The following is a 17,087-nucleotide window of genomic DNA, read 5'->3' on the forward strand; positions in this document are numbered from 1 at the left end:
GGACTACGCGAAGCGATCGGCCGCCTCGCTCAACTCGGTCGCCTCGCAAGGGAACTCCACACGCAGCAGGGTCGGCCCACCCGGCGGGCTGGACAGGGAGAGTCTGCCATCCAGGACCGACACCCGGTCCGCGAGTCCGGTCAGTCCGCTGCCCCCGGAGGCGTCGGCGCCGCCGCGGCCGTCGTCCCGCACCTCGAGCACCAGCCGGCCGTCCGCATGCCCGCCGCGCACCTGCGCGCGGTCCGCCCCGCTGTGCTTGGCGATGTTGGCGAGGGCCTCGCAGACCACGAAGTACGCGGCCGCCTCCACCGCCTGGTCGAAGCGGCCCGGAAGGGAGAGGCCCACGTCGACGGGGACCACGGAACGGTCCGCGGCGTCGGCGACGGCGGCTCCGAGGCCGTAGTCCGCCAGCACCTTCGGGTGGATGCCGTGGATGAGTTCGCGCAGTTCGGCGAGGGCCTTGCCGGCCTCGTCGTGGGCCTTGGCGAGCTGGTCGGCGAGCGGTCCCGGCGGGGCGTCGAGGCGGGCCAGGCCGAGCGTCATCGTCAGGGCGACCAGGCGCTGTTGGGCGCCGTCGTGCAGGTCGCGTTCGATGCGGCGGCGTTCCGCCTCGAAGGCGTCCACCAACCGCACGCGCGAACGGCTCAGTTCGACGACCCTCGCGCCCAGGTCGCCGTCCCGGTCGGCGATCAGCAGCCGGGTCAGTGCGGCGCGGGCGCCGGCCGCGGCCCCGAGGACGTAGGCGCCGAGAGCGAGCAGCAGCAGTCCGAGGACGGCGACCCCGAACGCCGTCGGCCAGGTGGTGACCGTCCACTGCTTGAGGATTTTCGTCTCGCGGCCCTCGCCGATCGTGGCCATGACCAGCGGGGCGGCGGCCATGGAGACCGGGAAGAGCAGCGCGACCGTGAACACGAGCGCGTCCAGCGGCCACAGGAGGCCCGCGAACAGCACGGTGTACGCGAGTTCGCGCCAGGTGACCTGCTCCTTCAGCCGCGTCCTGAGCCACGGCACCAGCCCCTCGGCGGCCGGTGCCCGGTGCGGGTCGGGCGCCGGGTCCCGGTCCACCAGAGCCAGCCTGCGCCGCTCGACCCAGGCGACCGGCAGTCCGACGAGGGCGAGCACGACCAGCAGCGGCAGCCCGACGAGAACGACGGCCAGCGCCCCGCCGACGACCGCCAGCGTCACCAGGCCGACCAGAGTCGGCACTCCGACGACCGCGCCGGTCAGCAGATAGCCCGTCGAGCGCCAGGGCCACGCCGACAGCAGGAAGCCCGGCCGGGACATGGCCTGCCACACATTCCGAGGGTGCATGGGAATCACCGTAGAAGGGCGGCCGGGGGCGGAGCCATGGGTCCAGGGAGGGGTCAGGGGGTAGGGCCGGCCATACCCCGGGTCTCGCCCCTGCCGCACTGCGCCCGAGTGTCTCCGCACGGTTTCGTGGAGTCCCCGAGAGACGAGAGAGGCGGCACCCGTATGACGGCTCGGCCGACGAAGCAAACGGCGGCGCACAGTGGCGGCGACGCCATTCGGTTGCGCTCCCTCACCAGGAGCTACAGGTCGGGCGACAGCACCGTAACGGCCCTCGACCAGGTCTCCCTCGCCTTCCCCCGCGGCACCTTCACCGCCGTCATGGGCCCCTCCGGCTCCGGCAAGTCCACCCTGCTGCAGTGCGCAGCGGGCCTGGACCGCCCCACCTCGGGCTCGGTCCTGGTGGCCGGCACCGAGCTGACCGGGCTCAGCGAGACCGGGCTGACCCTGCTGCGCCGCGAGCGCATCGGGTTCGTGTTCCAGGCGTTCAACCTGCTGCCGGCGCTGACCGCCGAGCAGAACGTCGCCCTGCCGCTGAGGCTGGCCGGCCGGCGGGTGCCGCAGTCCCGGGTCCGCGAGGTTCTCCGGCAGGTAGGTCTCGGCGACCGCGCCCGACACCAGCCGACCGAGATGTCCGGCGGCCAGCAGCAGCGCGTCGCCCTCGCCCGCGCCCTGATCACCCGCCCCGAGGTCCTCTTCGGCGACGAGCCGACCGGCGCCCTGGACTCGCAGACCAGCCGTGAGGTGCTGACCCTGCTGCGCTCCATGGTCGACGGCGAGGGCCAGACGATCATCATGGTCACCCACGACCCGGTGGCCGCCTCCTACGCCGACCGCGTGGTCCTCCTCGTCGACGGCCGGGTCGACGGCGAGCTGACCGGCGCGAGCGCGGACGACATCGCGGCCCGTACGACCAGGCTGGAGGCCGTGCCGTGCTGAGCGTCGCCCTGCGCACCCTGCGCACCCGCTGGGTCACCTTCGCCGGCAGCTTCCTCGCGCTCTCCCTGGGCGTCGCCCTGCTCGCCGTGATGGGCCTGGCCCTCGCCTCCTCCCTGGACGCGCCCGAACGGCAGCCGGAGCGGTTCGCCACGGCACCGGTCGTCGTCCAGGGCCAGGACACCCTGCGGGTGGAGACCCCGATCGGCGACCGCACCCACGAACTCGCCCACCCGCGCCCGGTGCCCGAGGCGACCGTGGCGAGGCTCCGGCAGCTCGGCCCCGTCATCGCGGACCGGTCCTTCCCCGTACGGGCCGCGCGGGGACCCGGCGATCTGGTCGGCCACCCCTGGCCCACGGCCGCCTTCGCGCCGTACGAGATCGACGGCGGCCGTGCTCCCCGAGCCGCCGACGAGGTCGTCGTCACCGGCGACTGGGCACGGCCCGGTGAGCGCCTCGCCACCGACCGGGGCACCGTGACGGTCGTCGGAACCGTCGCCTCGCGCGGCTTCGAGGACGCCGTCTTCTACACCGACGCCCGCGCCGCCGAACTGTCGCCGAGGAGCACCCAGTTGGTCGTGAAGGCGGACGCGGCGGACGTACGCGCGGCCGTCGCGGGCCAGGACCTCCAGGTCCTCACCGGCACCGACCGCCGTCTCGCGGACGCCGACCCGGACCGTGACAGCGAGGCGCTCACCGCGATGAACGCCCTGTTCGGCACGGCCGGCGGGGTCACCGCCTTCGTGTCGGTGTTCGTGGTGTCGTCCACGTTCGCCTTCGCGGTCGCCCAGCGGCGCCGGGAGTTCGGCCTGCTGCGCATCGCGGGGGCCACGCCCGGCCAGGTCAGGCGGATGGTGTGCGCGGAGGCCCTGGTGGTCGGCGTACTGGCGTCGGCGGCCGGCTGCGTCCTCGGCGCGTACGGCGCCCCGAAGCTCGCCGCATGGGTGGTCGACGGCGGTCTCGCGCCCCGCTGGTTCACCATCGGCGACTCCACCTGGCCGTACCACCTGGCCTTCTGGACCGGTCTGCTCGTCGCGCTGCTCGGAGTGATCGCCGCGTCCTGGCGGGCCGGCCGCACCGGGCCCACCCAGGCGCTGCGCGAGGCGTCCGTGGACACCTCGGCGATGACGTGGGGCCGCCGAATGTTCGGAGCGGGCCTGCTGCTGACCGCGACGGTGACCTTGGCCGTGGCCCTGGTCTCCGACCCGGGCGAGCTGCTGCACCGCAAGACCTATGTGAGCCGTCCGATGCTGCTGATCACCGCGGTCGCGCTGCTCGCACCGGCCCTGGTGCGCCCGCTCACCCGGCTGATCGCCTGGCTGCCGGCCCGACTGCCCGGCGCGGGCGGGATGCTGGTGCGGGAGAACGCGGCCGCGGGCATCCGCCGTACGACGGCCGTCGCGGCGCCCGTCCTGGTCACCGTGGCCCTCGCGGGCTCGCTGCTGGGTGCCACGGCCACCCTGAACGAGGCGAAGGCCACCGAGAGGCGCGAGCAGACCTCGGCCGCGTTCGTGGTCACCCCGGCCGGGGACGCCGGGTTCGACGCGGCAACGCTCACCAAGCTGCGCAGGACAAAGGGCGCCCTGGTCTCGGCCACCTCGTCGAGCGCCGTGTACGTCCTGGAGGAGGGCGTCGCCCTCGTCAAGTCCGCGGCCCGGGCGGCGGAGGCGGGCCCGCTCGCCAGGACCATGCACCTGCCGCTGGCCTCCGGCAGGGTGAGCGACCTCGACGACGACTCGATCATCGTCAACGAGGAGTGGGAGAAGCACACCGTCGGGCAGAGCGTCGAGGTGTGGCTCGGGGACGGCACGAAGAAGTCGCTGCGGATCGCCGCGGTGATGACCACCGGCACCGGCGACAACGGCGCGTACGTCACCCCCGCCAACGCCCCCGGCGCGAGCGTCGACTGCGTGGACGTCGCCCTCGCCGACGGTGCCGATCCGGCCGCCGTGGCCACCGCGCTCACCGAGGCGGGCGGGCAGGTCCTCACCAAGGACCAGTGGGTGCGGGCCACTTACCCCGAGACCAACCGGACCACCCGGTACGGCTTCCTGCTGGTCCTCGGCATCGCCCTCCTCTACACCGGGATCTCCCTGGCCAACACGATGGTCATGGCGACCTCCGACCGGGTACGCGACCTGGCCGTGCTGCGGCTGGCCGGGGCCACCCGCCCGCAGGTACTGCGGCTGGTCGCCGGAGAGGCGCTGATGGTCGTCGCGGTCGGCGCGGTGCTCGGACTCCTGGTCGCCGCATTCAACCTGGCGGGCATGTGGAGCGCGCTCGGCCTGCTGTCGGTGCGGAGCACGGTGGTGCTGCCCTGGACGGAGCTCGGAGCGACCGTGGGCGCGTGTGCCGTACTCGCGGTGGTGTCCTCCGTCGCCCCGGCCGCGCTGGCCATGCGGCGCCGGGCGGTGGAGCCGGCAGGTATGCGGGAGTGACCGACGGCCGGGCCGCCTCCCGCAGGCGACCGGGCCGTCGTACGACAGCAACTCCTGGCTCTTCCACAGCCGACCGGACGTCAGTGAGAGCGACCTCACAGCGTGAGCCCCGCCACCACCCGGGGCCCGCACCCGGACAGCAAAAAGCCCCCCAGGTCCAGGACCTGGGGGGCTTCCAGTGGTGCGCGAGGGGGGAGTTGAACCCCCACGCCCTTGCGGGCACTGGAACCTGAATCCAGCGCGTCTGCCTATTCCGCCACCCGCGCATTGGGTGTGTCCTCGGGCTCCTGGCCTTGCGGTGCGGCGCCTTCCGACACGCAGAACATTAGCACGCGGGAGGGGGTGGGTTCACATCCCTTATCCGGGGGCAGCCGCCCACCAGCGGCTTCGGACGCGGTCCACCGAACCGGGGTGCCGTCGGCCACGTATCAACCTGTGCCGGTTCACGTATCAACCTCGTACCGGTAGTCCCCGTCTCCCCAGGAGCCGGTCAGGGTCCACAGTCAGGTGCGGGACACTGGTCTGCGGCCGCCTCTACGATCCTTGACAGAGGAGTTCGACAGCGGAGTTCGAAGTGGAGCTTCACAGGGAACTTCGGAGGCGTCGACACCCGTCGACAGTGCCGACAGGGGGAACCAGCCGATTCACCGGCGCGTGGATACGATCAGTAAGCAGTACCAGGTAAGCAGCACGCAGCGCAGTACCCAGGACGGCAAGGACGGAGGAGGTGCCTCATGGGAGTCCTGAAGAAGTTCGAGCAGCGTCTCGAAGGTCTGGTCAACGGCACCTTCGCCAAGGTGTTCAAGTCCGAGGTCCAGCCCGTGGAGATCGCGGGCGCGCTCCAGCGGGAGTGCGACAACAACGCCACCATCTGGAACCGCGACCGCACGGTCGTACCCAACGACTTCATCGTGGAGCTGAGCACGCCCGACTTCGAGCGGCTCAGCCCCTACTCGGGCCAGCTCGGCGACGAGCTCGCCGGCATGGTGAAGGACTACGCCAAGCAGCAGCGCTACACCTTCATGGGCCCGATCAAGGTCAACCTGGAGAAGGCGGACGACCTCGACACCGGTCTGTACCGGGTGCGCAGCCGTACGCTCGCCTCCTCCACCAACCAGCAGGCCCCCGGGACCGGAGCCCCGGCCGGCCGCCCCGGCGCCCCCGGCGCGGGAGCGGGCGGCTACGGCTATCCGCCGGCCGCCCCCGCGGGCGCCCCGCCCATGCCGACCGCGCCGCCGCCCGGCGGCCGTGGGGCCCCCGGCGGCTACGGCTATCCGCAGCCGGCCCAGGCCCAGCGCCCCGGCGCCGGCGGCCCGGTCGGCGCGCCCGCGCCGGGCTCCCGCACCCGCCACTGGATCGAGATCAACGGCACCCGCCATCAGATCTCCCGCGCAACGCTGGTGCTGGGCCGCAGCACCGAAGCCGACGTGCGGATCGACGACCCCGGCGTCTCGCGCCGGCACTGTGAGATCCGGACCGGAACGCCCTCGACGATCCAGGATCTCGGGTCCACCAACGGCATCGTGGTGGACGGGCAGCACACCACCCGCGCTACGCTCCGCGACGGCTCGCGGATCGTCGTGGGCAGCACCACCATCATTTACCGGCAAGCCGAAGGGTGAAGCGGGGGCAATGTCAGAGCTGACCCTCACGGTCATGCGGCTGGGTTTCCTGGCCGTACTGTGGCTGTTCGTGATCGTGGCCGTGCAGGTCATCCGCAGCGACCTGTTCGGTACGCGCGTCACCCAGCGCGGCTCGCGCCGGGAGGCCGGCCGAGCACAGCAGCAGGCGCAGCGGCAGGCACCCCCGCAGCAGCGCCAGCAGCCGGCCGCCGGCGGCCGCCAGCGCCGTAACGCCCCGACCAAGCTCGTCGTGTCCGAGGGCACCCTCACCGGCACGACCGTCGCGCTGCAGGGCCAGACCATCAGCCTGGGCCGGGCGCACGACAGCACCATCGTGCTGGACGACGACTACGCCTCCAGCCGCCATGCCAGGATCTACCCGGACCGCGACGGCCAGTGGATCGTCGAGGACCTGGGCTCCACCAACGGCACGTATCTCGACCGAACGCGGCTGACGACTCCCACACCGATTCCGCTGGGCGCGCCGATCCGTATCGGCAAGACCGTCATCGAGCTGCGGAAGTAGTGCTACATCATGAATAGGCGCGAGCGGAGCGAGCACGCGGAGTGGGCCCCCACCTCGGGCCCCGGCGCGCTCCCGACCGGAGGGTGGGCACCGTGCGGATGTACCCGGAGCCGACAGGCGAGGTGCGCATGAGTCTGTCACTGCGCTTCGCCGCCGGATCGCACAAAGGCATGATCCGGGAGGGCAACGAGGACTCCGGATACGCCGGACCACGCCTGCTCGCCATCGCCGACGGCATGGGCGGCGCCGCCGCCGGTGAGGTCGCCTCCTCCGAGGCCATCTCCACCATCGTCGCCCTCGACGACGACGTCCCCGGCTCCGACGTCCTCACCTCCCTCGGCACCGCCGTCCAGCGCGCCAACGACCAGCTGCGCGCCCTGGTCGAGGAGGACCCCCAGCTCGAAGGCATGGGGACCACCCTGACCGCCCTGCTGTGGACGGGTCAGCGCCTCGGTCTGGTGCACGTCGGCGACTCACGCGCCTACCTGCTCCGGGACGGCGTCCTGACCCAGATCACCCAGGACCACACCTGGGTGCAGCGGCTGGTCGACGAGGGCCGCATCACCGAGGAAGAGGCCACCACCCACCCCCAGCGCTCCCTGCTGATGCGGGCGCTGGGCAGCGGCGAGCACGTCGAGCCCGACCTCTCCATCCGCGAGGTCCGCGCCGGCGACCGCTACCTGATCTGCTCCGACGGCCTGTCCGGCGTGGTCTCCCACCAGACGCTCGAGGACACCCTCGCCAGCTACCAGGGCCCCCAGGAGACCGTGCAGGAGCTGATCCAGCTCGCGCTGCGCGGCGGCGGCCCCGACAACATCACGGTCATCGTGGCCGACGTCCTCGACCTGGACACCGGCGACACCCTCGCCGGACAGCTGAACGACCAGCCCGTCGTGGTCGGCGCGGTCGCCGAGAACCAGCACCAGCTGCACGACAACGGCATCATGCAGACCCCCGCGGGCCGCGCCTCCGGGCTCGGCCGGCAGGTGCCCGGACAGGGCGGCGGCGAGTTCGGCCCGCCCGGCTCCGGCGACACCACCGGCTACACCCCCGCGGGCAGCTTCGGCGACTACACCGACGACGACTTCGTCAAGCCCCGCAAGGGCCGCAGGTGGCTGAAGAGATCCTTCTACACGGTCCTCGCGCTCGCCGTCATCGGCGGTGGCCTGTACGGCGGCTGGCGCTGGACGCAGACGCAGTACTACGTCGGCACCAACGGCGAGCACGTCGCGCTGTACCGGGGCATCAGCCAGGACCTGGCCTGGGTCTCGCTGTCGAAGGTGGAGAAGGACCACCCCGAGATCGAACTCAAGTACCTGCCGCCCTACCAGCAGAAGTCGGTCGAGGGCACCATCGCCGAGGGCGACCTGAAGACGGCCCAGAAGAAGATCGACGAGCTGGGCGTCCAGGCCTCCGCGTGCCGGAAGGAAGCCCAGGCGCAGGCCACGGAGAGCAAGAAGAACTCCAAGACGGGCGAGGGCGAGGCCGGCGGCACCACGGGAACCACTCAGTCCTCCCTCACGTCCAAAGCCACACCGACACCGACCGGCACGACCTCGCCGTCCCCGAGCGCTTCCGCATCCCCGACCGCCACTCCCACCCCCGGTCCCACTCTCTCGGACCAGGAGAAGCAGGTCGTCGGGCAATGCGGTACGCAGTAGGCAAGCCGTGAGAGGCCCCGTCACACCATGAGCAGTACAACCAACCCGTCGACGCACCACACGTCCACGATCGGCGCGATCGGCGCCCCGAGCCGCCGTAACACCGAGCTGGCGCTGCTGGTGTTCGCCGTCCTCATCCCGGTCTTCGCCTACGCCAACGTCGGCCTGGCCATCAACGACCAGGTCCCGTCCGGACTGCTGAGCTACGGCCTGGGCCTCGGCCTGCTGGCCGGCGTCGCCCATCTCGTCGTACGCAAGTTCGCACCGTACGCGGACCCGCTGATGCTGCCGCTCGCGACCCTGCTGAACGGGCTCGGGCTCGTCGCGATCTGGCGGCTCGACCAGTCGGCGCTGCTGCGGGGGCTCGGGGTCGCCGGCGGCAAGGCCACCAACCAGCTGATCTACACGGCGCTCGGCATCGCGCTGTTCGCCGTCGTCATGGTGTTCCTCAAGGACCATCGCGTCCTCCAGCGCTACACCTACATCTCCATGGTCGGCGCGCTGGTCCTGCTGCTGCTCCCGCTGGTCCCGGGCCTCGGCCTGAACGTCTACGGCGCCAAGATCTGGATCAAGCTCGGCAGCTTCACCATCCAGCCCGGCGAGTTCGCCAAGATCGTCCTCGCGGTGTTCTTCGCCGGCTACCTCATGGTCAAGCGGGACGCGCTCGCGCTCGCCAGCCGCCGCTTCATGGGCCTCTACCTGCCGCGCGGCCGCGACCTCGGACCGATCCTGGTCGTCTGGTTCATCTCGATCCTCATCCTGGTGTTCGAGACCGACCTCGGTACCTCGCTGCTGTTCTTCGGAATGTTCATCATCATGCTGTACGTCGCCACCGAGCGGACCAGCTGGATCGTCTTCGGTCTGCTGATGTCGGCGGCGGGCGCGGTGGGCGTGGCCTCCTTCGAGTCGCACGTCCAGCAGCGGGTCCAGGCCTGGCTCGACCCGATGAAGGAGTACACGCTCAGCCAGCAGGGCGTCGTCGGCCACTCCGAGCAGGCCATGCAGGCCCTGTGGGCGTTCGGCTCCGGCGGCACCCTCGGCACCGGCTGGGGCCAGGGCCACTCCGAGCTGATCCGCTTCGCCGCCAACTCCGACTTCATCCTCGCCACCTTCGGCGAGGAACTGGGCCTGGCCGGCCTCATGGCGATCCTGCTCCTGTACGGCCTGATCGTGGAGCGTGGTGTCCGCACCGCACTCGCCGCCCGCGACCCCTTCGGCAAGCTCCTCGCCGTCGGCCTGTCCGGCGCCTTCGCCCTCCAGGTCTTCGTGGTCGCCGGCGGTGTGATGGGCCTGATCCCGCTGACCGGTATGACGATGCCCTTCCTGGCGTACGGCGGTTCCTCCGTCATCGCCAACTGGGCCCTGATCGGCATCCTGCTGAGGATCAGCGACACCGCCCGCCGCCCGGCGCCCGCCCCCGCCCCCAGCCCCGACGCCGAGATGACCCAGGTGGTCCGCCCCTCATGAACAAGCCCCTGCGCCGGATCGCGATCTTCTGCGGCCTCCTCGTCCTCACGCTGCTGCTGCGGGACAACTGGCTGCAGTACGTCAAGGCCGACAGCCTCAAGGACGACCCGAAGAACCGCCGTGTGCTCATCGCGCGGTACGCCACCCCCCGCGGCGACATCATCGTCGACGGCAAGGCCATCACCGGGCACGCGGAGACGACGTCGGGCGACTTCAAGTACAAGCGCACCTACAAGGACGGCGCCATGTGGGCGCCGGTCACCGGCTTCGTCTCGCAGTCCTACGGCGCCAACCAGCTGGAGTCCATCGAGGACGGCATCCTCACCGGCAACGACGACCGGCTCTTCTTCCGCAACACCCTCGACATGCTCACCGGCAAGGCCAAGGAGGGCGGCAATGTCGTCACCACCCTCAGCGCCGCCGCGCAGAAGGCCGCCTACGACGGTCTGAAGAAGCAGGGCGGCAAGGGCGCGGTCGCCGCCATCGAGCCGTCCACCGGCAAGATCCTGGCGCTGGCCTCCTACCCGTCGTACGACCCGTCGACGATCGCGGGCGGCAGCGACTCGGACGCGGCGGCCTGGAAGAAGCTCGACAAGAAGAACAACCCCGACGACCCGATGCTCAACCGGGCGCTGCGCGAGGTCTACCCGCCCGGCTCCACCTTCAAGGTCGTCACCGCGGCCGCCGCTCTGGAGAACGGCCTGTACACCTCGGCCGACGAGAAGACCGACTCGCCACTGCCGTGGACCATGCCGGGCACCACGACCCAGTTGCCGAACGAGGGCAACATCCCCTGCAAGAACGCCACCCTGCGGGTCGCGCTCCAGTTCTCCTGCAACACCGTCTTCGGCAAGGTCGGCTCCGACCTCGGCAACGAGAAGATGCTGGCCGAGGCGAAGAAGTTCGGCTTCGACGAGGAGCAGTTCACGCCGGTGCGCTCCAGCGCATCGGTCTTCTCCAGCGACATGAACCAGTCGCAGACCGCGCTGTCCTCGATCGGCCAGTACAACACCGCCGCGTCCCCGCTCCAGATGGCCATGGTCGCCTCTGCCGTCGCCAACAACGGCACCCTGATGAAGCCGTACATGGTCGACTCACTCCAGGCCCCGAACCTCGACACCCTCGAGAAGACCGAGCCGGAGAAGATGAGCGAGCCGCTCTCCGCGGAGAACGCCCAGATCCTCCAGTCGATGATGGAGACCGTCGTCAACGACGGCACCGGCAAGAACGCGCGGATCAACGGCGTCACGGTGGGCGGCAAGACCGGTACCGCCCAGCAGGGCGAGAACAACAGCAAGAACCCGTACGCCTGGTTCATCTCGTACGCCAAGGTCGGAGACAGCGCACCGGTAGCGGTCGCTGTCGTGATCCAGGACGACAATGCGGCGGCCCGCGAGAACATCTCCGGCGGAGGTCTCGCCGCCCCGATCGCGAAGAACGTGATGGAGGCGGTCATCGACTCCAAGAAGTGACCCCGCTCACGTCCCCTTCACATCGGTGCACGTTGCGATACCGGTCCTGTATCGGGTGACGCACTTGGCCAGGTCACACAAAGCTAGCCGGGTACGGTAGGCCCGGAGTGCAGCCTCCGACGGCACAGACGTGCCGGTCGGGACCGACGGAGAGGGCTGGTAGGAAGCTATGGAAGAGCCGCGTCGCCTCGGCGGCCGGTACGAGCTGGGCCAGGTGCTCGGCCGTGGTGGCATGGCGGAGGTCTACCTCGCCATGGACACGCGCCTCGGCCGCACGGTGGCGGTGAAGACGCTGCGCGCGGACCTCGCGCGCGACCCGTCCTTCCAGGCCCGGTTCCGCCGGGAGGCCCAGTCGGCCGCCTCGCTCAACCATCCCGCGATCGTGGCGGTCTACGACACGGGCGAGGACTACATCGACGGGGTCTCGATCCCGTACATCGTCATGGAGTACGTCGACGGTTCCACGCTCCGCGAACTCCTGCACAGCGGCCGCAAGCTGCTGCCGGAGCGGTCCCTGGAGATGACCATCGGGATCCTCCAGGCGCTGGAGTACTCCCACCGCAGCGGGATCGTCCACCGGGACATCAAGCCGGCCAACGTCATGCTCACGCGCAACGGCCAGGTCAAGGTCATGGACTTCGGCATCGCCCGCGCCATGGGCGACTCCGGCATGACGATGACGCAGACCTCCGCGGTCATCGGGACCGCCCAGTACCTCTCGCCGGAGCAGGCGAAGGGCGAGCAGGTCGACGCGAGGTCGGACCTCTACTCGACGGGCTGTCTCCTCTACGAGCTGCTGACGGTCCGTCCGCCCTTCGTGGGCGACTCCCCGGTGGCCGTCGCGTACCAGCACGTACGCGAGGAGGCGCAGCCCCCGTCGGTCTTCGACCCCGAGATCACGCCCGAGATGGACGCCATCGTCCTCAAGGCCCTGGTCAAGGACCCCAACTACCGCTACCAGTCCGCCGACGAGATGCGCGTCGACATCGAGGCCTGCCTCGACGGCCAGCCGGTCGCGGCCACCGCGGCGATGGGCTCGGTGGGCTACGGCGGCTACCCGGACGACCAGCCGACCACGGCCCTGCGCGCCGACGCGGGCGCCACCACCATGCTGCCGCCGATGAACCCGGACGACGGCGGCTACGGCTACGACGACCGCCCCGACCGGCGCCGCCAGAAGAAGTCGAACACCTCGACGATCCTGCTGGTGGTGGCCGGTGTCCTGGTGCTCGTCGGCGCGATCCTCATCGGTAAGTGGATCTTCAGCGGCGGAGGCGCGGGCAACGACACCGTGGCGGTGCCGAACCTCGTCAACCAGTCACAGGCAGCCGCGAAACAGCAGCTGACCAACGTCGACCTGACCATCGGCCAGGTCACGCAGAAGGCCTGCGAGAACACCGCCAAGGGCAATATCTGCGAGCAGAACCCGACCGGCGGCACCAAGGTCGACAAGAAGTCCGCAGTCGACATCGTGGTGTCCACCGGTGCGCCCAAGGTGGCCGTCCCCAGCGTCCTCGGCCAGAACGTCGACGACGCCACGGAGACGCTGGAAGGCGACAAGTACCAGTTCGTCGTCAAGACCAAGCAGGAGGAGTCCACCGAGGAGGTGGGCACCGTCCTCAAGCAGGACCCGGAGCTCGGCCAGGAGGTCGAGAAGGGTTCTACCGTCACCCTCACCATCGCCAAGGCCGAGGCGAAGTCCACGGTCCCGGACGTCACCGACCGTTCCTGTGACGAGGCCAAGGCACAGATGCAGGCGAACAACCTCGTCGGCAACTGCACCGAGGTGGAGACCGACGACACCAACAAGATCGGCAAGGTCATCGCGACCTCCCCGCAGGCCGGTACGCAGGTCGACAAGAACTCGTCGGTCAACATCCAGATCGGCAAGCCGGCGGACAAGACCGAGGTCCCGAACGTCGTCAACCAGACGTTGGGTCAGGCCAGGCAGATCCTGAACAACGCCGGCTTCACGAACATCCGGTTCGCGAACGGCAGCGACCAGAGCGACACGGCTCTCGTGATACAGCAGGACCCCCCGGCGGGCAACGAGGTCGACGACCCGGCCAGCACCCAGATCACCCTGGCCACGGTGAACACGGGCAACGGCAACAACGGCGGCAACAACGGCGGAGGCTTCTTCGGAGGCGGCACCGGCGGCTAGCCGCACGGCAGTGCACGACAGAGCCCCGGCACCTCGACAAGGTGGCCGGGGCTCTGTCGTACCCGCGCTCCCGAGTCCTGTCGATACGATGGACGATCAGCCGTCCACCAGAGGCAAAGTCGTTCTACGGGGGCACAGTTGGAACCCACGACCATCGGCGTCCGGCTCGCTTCCGCCGCCGTCCGCCCCCTGGTCAGGAAGCTCTTCGTCACGGAGGGGCCGGGTGCCGGGCTGGTCGACAAGCCCCTGCGCATCTCGGGGTACGTCTCCTTCAAGGGGGAGAAGCGCTCCCTCACCGACGCCGACGTCCGACGCCTCGCCCGCAAGCTGGTCGCCCAGGCCCTGCGCACCGGCGAACGCCCGATCGCCGCCGACGAACGCCAGGCCGTCGTCGACGCGCTCGCCACCACCCTGCGGGCCCTAGGCGACCTCACGATCACCGACCTCGATGCCGTCAACCTCGGCCCCCGGGAGTTCGCCCGCACCCTCCGCAAGGCCGGCGACCACCCCGAGCGCCACCTCTCGGCGGACGCCACCCACTTCTACGACTCCCTGCTCGACACCGCCTGCCTGCACATCCTGCACTTCTTCACCCAGCGCTCGACCTTCGTCGCCCACACCCTGGTCGGACAGTCCCAGTCGACCGGCGAGCTCATCGCCAAGGTCGACGAACTCATCAGCCGCAATCCCCGTCCCGGCGACACGGACGCCGCCTTCGAGCGGGACTACCTCGCCCACATCGCCAAACGCCACGGCAAGCTCACGATCTACGGCATCGACCTCAACAACTCCCGCCGCCACTGGCCCCTGGACGTGGCGTACCTGAGCCTGGAGGCGTCCTCGGGAATCCAGCAGGCGTACGAGCGACTCGTGCGGCTCGCCGAGAAGGGCCTGCTCGACCGCCCGGACAGCACGCCTTCGCAGGGGGACCTCTGGGACCTGTTCGCCGACGCCGACGCGTCCCTGCGGCGAGAGCCCGGGGCGTTCCGGAAGCTCAACACCCACGAGAGGTGGGAGGTGCTGAGGTCACGCGTCCGGCACCTGGCCACCCCGCAGACCGCCGACCAGGCCCTCGCCACCACCCGCCGTGTCCTGCTCCGCGGCGAGGCCGGTTCGGGCAAGACCACGCTCGTCCAGTGGCTGGCGGTCAGCGCCACCCGTGACGACCTGCCCGAGCAGTACGACCACCTGGACGACCGCGTTCCGTTCGTACTGCCCCTCAGAACCCTCACCCGCAACGGCAGGAGTCTGCCCGCGCCCAGGTCGTTCCTGTCGGCGGTCGACTGTCCGCTCGACGGCACCCAGCCCGACGGCTGGGAGAACCGGGTTCTGCGCGCCGGGCGGGGCCTGGTCCTGATCGACGGCATCGACGAGATCCCCGAGGCCGAACGGGAACGCACCCGGAACTGGCTGCGGACCCTGACCGAGACGTACCACGAGGACAACCGCTGGCTGGTCACCTCACGCCCGTCGGCCGTCGACCAGGACTGGCTCTCCGAGGACGAGTTCACCGAGCTGACGCTGTCCGCGATGAGCCCGGCCGACATCGCCACCTTCATCAGGCGCTGGCACGAGGCGGCCCGTACCGGCACGGACGACGACGCCGACCTGGACCGGTACGAGGCACAGCTGCTGAGGGCCGTCCGCACCGAGGACGACCTGGGCCGGCTCGCGACCAACCCGCTGATGTGCGGGCTGATCTGCGCCCTGCACCGCGACCGGCGCGGCTACCTCCCGCACGGCCGCAAGGAGCTGTACGAGGCCGCGCTGTCGATGCTGCTCAGCCGCCGGGACCGGGAGCGGGACATGGCCGGTCCCGAACTCGCCGACGATCCGCAGCTCGACGTGCTCCAGCGACTGGCGTACTGGCTGATCAAGAACGGCCGTACCGAGATGGACCGTTCGCGCGCCGAGGACATCATCGGCCGTGCCCTGCCCGCCGTACCCGAGGTGGCCGCGCTGGGCGGCGTCCCGGCCGTCTTCGAGTTCTTCCTGGAGCGCAGCGGTCTGCTGCGCGAACCCGCGCCCGACGCGGTGGACTTCATCCACCGCACCTTCCAGGACTTCCTGGGCGCCCGGGCGGTCCTGGAGGAGGGCGACTTCGGGCTGCTGGTGGCCCACGCGGCGGACGACCAGTGGGAGGACGTCATCCGCATGGCCGTCGCCCTCGCGCGGGCACGTGAACGCGTCTCGATCTTCCAGGATCTGCTCGCGCTGGGGGACCGTACCGAGGACGAGCGGGTCCGGGCCCGCGTCTACCTGCTGGCCGCCGCGTGCCTGGAGCACGCCACGGCCCTCGAACCCGCCGTGCGGGAGGCCGTGGAGCTCCGTACCGCGAAGCTCATCCCGCCCGAGAGCGAGGAGGAGGCCCGGGCGCTCGCCGAGGCGGGGCCGCTCATCCTCAGACTGCTGCCCGGGCCGGAGGACATCACGGAGGACGTGACCGCGTACCACGTGGTCGTCGCCGCCTCGCACATAAAGTCGGACGCGGCGCTCACTTTCCTGGCCCGTTTCGCCGAGCACCCCTTCCCCCTGGTCGGCAGTCTTCTGCTGCAGGCCTGGCCCCGCTACGACACGGCTCAATACGCCGAGGAAGTCGTCGCGCGCATGGATCCGGGCAAGCTCACCTACACCATCCAGTCCGACGACCAACTCGACCAGTTGCTCCGCCTCGGGCTGCGGCCGGCGTATCTGCGCATCAGGTCCACCGTCTCCGGCCCGGCCCTGGCGGCGTACGCCTCCCGGCACACCTGCACCTCCCTGACGGTCGCGAACGACACGATCACGGACCTCTCCTGGCTGGCCGGGCAGTCGGAGCTACGGAGCCTCGTCCTCGGCGACTGCCCCGCCCTCGCTGACCTGTCGGCCCTGACGGAGCTGTCGCTGACCACTCTCTCCCTCAGCGTCTCCGGTACCGAGGCCGTCGACCTGGGCTCGGTGTCCCGGCTGCGGCAGCTGCGCGCCCTGGAGATCAACAGCATCTCCCCGCTCTCCTGGCCGGTGGAGTGGCTGCCGAGGCAATCCCCGCTGTCCAGTCTGAGAATCGCGGGGCTGGCACAGCCGTCGGACGGTCTGCGGGGCCTGGGCGACTTCTCCGAGCTCGAACAGCTCAGGCTCTGTCCCCTGTCGAGCCCCGCCTCGGTCGAGGACTGGGAGGAGATCAGCCGTCTTGCAGCTCTCCTCGAACTCGACGTCACCGCCGCTTCGTTCGAGGTCCTCGACCCGGCCACGGTCCTGGGGCACGTGGCCCATCTCTCCCTGAAGAGCGGGGGCGACCGTGCCGTCCAGGCCGCGGTCCACCGGCTGCCGACGGCGTTTCCGGGGCTGCGGATCTGTGAGATCAGAGGAGACATGACCGCCGAGGGCGACCTCGACGTGGCCCCGCTCGCGGCGCTTTCCCAGCTGGAGCATCTGACCGTCGGCATCGACTCCGACCGGCTGCGAGGCGCTGACGCCCTGTCGCCCTCGGTGCAGCTCTACCGGTAGGGGGACG

The 17,087-nt window shown here is 70.6% G+C and carries 10 protein-coding genes and 1 tRNA gene; 9 read left to right on the forward strand and 2 right to left on the reverse strand.

The window, feature by feature from the left end; all coding sequences use genetic code 11:
* Positions 1-3 precede the first annotated feature (3 nt).
* Positions 4-1,284 carry a sensor domain-containing protein gene (locus AB0D34_RS03625; RefSeq protein WP_362656630.1) on the reverse strand — a complete coding sequence of 427 codons (1,281 nt, stop codon included), beginning with the start codon at positions 1,282-1,284 and terminating at the stop codon, positions 4-6.
* Between the two features lie 189 nt (positions 1,285-1,473).
* Between AB0D34_RS03625 and AB0D34_RS03630 the strand changes: the two genes are divergently transcribed.
* Together AB0D34_RS03630 and AB0D34_RS03635 are read left to right on the forward strand one after the other, a co-directional pair.
* Positions 1,474-2,247 carry an ABC transporter ATP-binding protein gene (locus AB0D34_RS03630; protein ID WP_362655884.1) on the forward strand — a complete coding sequence of 258 codons (774 nt, stop codon included), beginning with the start codon at positions 1,474-1,476 and terminating at the stop codon, positions 2,245-2,247.
* Positions 2,241-4,682 (forward strand): FtsX-like permease family protein, encoded by a 2,442-nt coding sequence (locus AB0D34_RS03635; protein ID WP_362655887.1) that lies wholly within the window; start codon positions 2,241-2,243, stop codon positions 4,680-4,682. The genes AB0D34_RS03630 and AB0D34_RS03635 overlap by 7 nt, the downstream gene beginning before the upstream one ends.
* Positions 4,683-4,861: 179 nt before the next feature.
* Here the strand turns inward: AB0D34_RS03635 and AB0D34_RS03640 are convergent.
* Positions 4,862-4,948: transfer RNA gene (locus tag AB0D34_RS03640), tRNA-Leu, on the reverse strand.
* 468 nt (positions 4,949-5,416) lie between these two features.
* On the opposite strand from AB0D34_RS03640, the gene AB0D34_RS03645 reads away from it, so the two are divergent.
* The 7 genes from AB0D34_RS03645 to AB0D34_RS03675 all read left to right on the forward strand — a co-directional run bounded on the left by AB0D34_RS03645 (position 5,417) and on the right by AB0D34_RS03675 (position 17,080).
* Complete coding sequence (locus AB0D34_RS03645; RefSeq protein WP_362655890.1) at positions 5,417-6,304, forward strand: DUF3662 and FHA domain-containing protein; 888 nt, start codon at positions 5,417-5,419, stop codon at positions 6,302-6,304.
* 10 nt (positions 6,305-6,314) lie between these two features.
* The gene (locus AB0D34_RS03650) at positions 6,315-6,830 is read left to right on the forward strand and encodes an FHA domain-containing protein (protein ID WP_362655893.1); all 516 of its coding nucleotides are present in this window, start codon (positions 6,315-6,317) and stop codon (positions 6,828-6,830) included.
* 98 nt (positions 6,831-6,928) lie between these two features.
* A complete protein-coding gene (locus AB0D34_RS03655; protein ID WP_362656633.1) occupies positions 6,929-8,491 on the forward strand; it encodes a Stp1/IreP family PP2C-type Ser/Thr phosphatase in 1,563 nt (520 codons plus the stop codon).
* Positions 8,492-8,518: 27 nt separating this feature from the next.
* A complete protein-coding gene (locus AB0D34_RS03660; RefSeq protein WP_362655895.1) occupies positions 8,519-9,958 on the forward strand; it encodes an FtsW/RodA/SpoVE family cell cycle protein in 1,440 nt (479 codons plus the stop codon).
* Positions 9,955-11,430, forward strand: a complete 1,476-nt coding sequence (locus tag AB0D34_RS03665) for a penicillin-binding protein 2 (RefSeq protein ID WP_362655898.1) — start codon at positions 9,955-9,957, stop codon at positions 11,428-11,430. The genes AB0D34_RS03660 and AB0D34_RS03665 overlap by 4 nt, the downstream gene beginning before the upstream one ends.
* Positions 11,431-11,599: 169 nt before the next feature.
* The gene (gene pknB / locus AB0D34_RS03670; RefSeq protein ID WP_362655901.1) at positions 11,600-13,594 is read left to right on the forward strand and encodes a Stk1 family PASTA domain-containing Ser/Thr kinase; all 1,995 of its coding nucleotides are present in this window, start codon (positions 11,600-11,602) and stop codon (positions 13,592-13,594) included.
* 138 nt (positions 13,595-13,732) lie between these two features.
* Positions 13,733-17,080 carry an NACHT domain-containing protein gene (locus AB0D34_RS03675; RefSeq protein ID WP_362655904.1) on the forward strand — a complete coding sequence of 1,116 codons (3,348 nt, stop codon included), beginning with the start codon at positions 13,733-13,735 and terminating at the stop codon, positions 17,078-17,080.
* Positions 17,081-17,087: the final 7 nt, after the last annotated feature.

This window comes from Streptomyces sp. NPDC048420 (assembly GCF_040651535.1).
Lineage (GTDB): Bacteria > Actinomycetota > Actinomycetes > Streptomycetales > Streptomycetaceae > Streptomyces.

Coding starts and splice junctions, on each gene's coding strand:
- AB0D34_RS03625 (WP_362656630.1), bottom strand. CDS start 1,284: ATGTCCCGGCCGGGCTTCCTGCTGTCGGCGTGGCCCTGGCGCTCGACG.
- AB0D34_RS03630 (WP_362655884.1), top strand. CDS start 1,474: ATGACGGCTCGGCCGACGAAGCAAACGGCGGCGCACAGTGGCGGCGAC.
- AB0D34_RS03645 (WP_362655890.1), top strand. CDS start 5,417: ATGGGAGTCCTGAAGAAGTTCGAGCAGCGTCTCGAAGGTCTGGTCAAC.
- AB0D34_RS03650 (WP_362655893.1), top strand. CDS start 6,315: ATGTCAGAGCTGACCCTCACGGTCATGCGGCTGGGTTTCCTGGCCGTA.
- AB0D34_RS03655 (WP_362656633.1), top strand. CDS start 6,929: ATGTACCCGGAGCCGACAGGCGAGGTGCGCATGAGTCTGTCACTGCGC.
- AB0D34_RS03660 (WP_362655895.1), top strand. CDS start 8,519: ATGAGCAGTACAACCAACCCGTCGACGCACCACACGTCCACGATCGGC.
- AB0D34_RS03665 (WP_362655898.1), top strand. CDS start 9,955: ATGAACAAGCCCCTGCGCCGGATCGCGATCTTCTGCGGCCTCCTCGTC.
- pknB (WP_362655901.1), top strand. CDS start 11,600: ATGGAAGAGCCGCGTCGCCTCGGCGGCCGGTACGAGCTGGGCCAGGTG.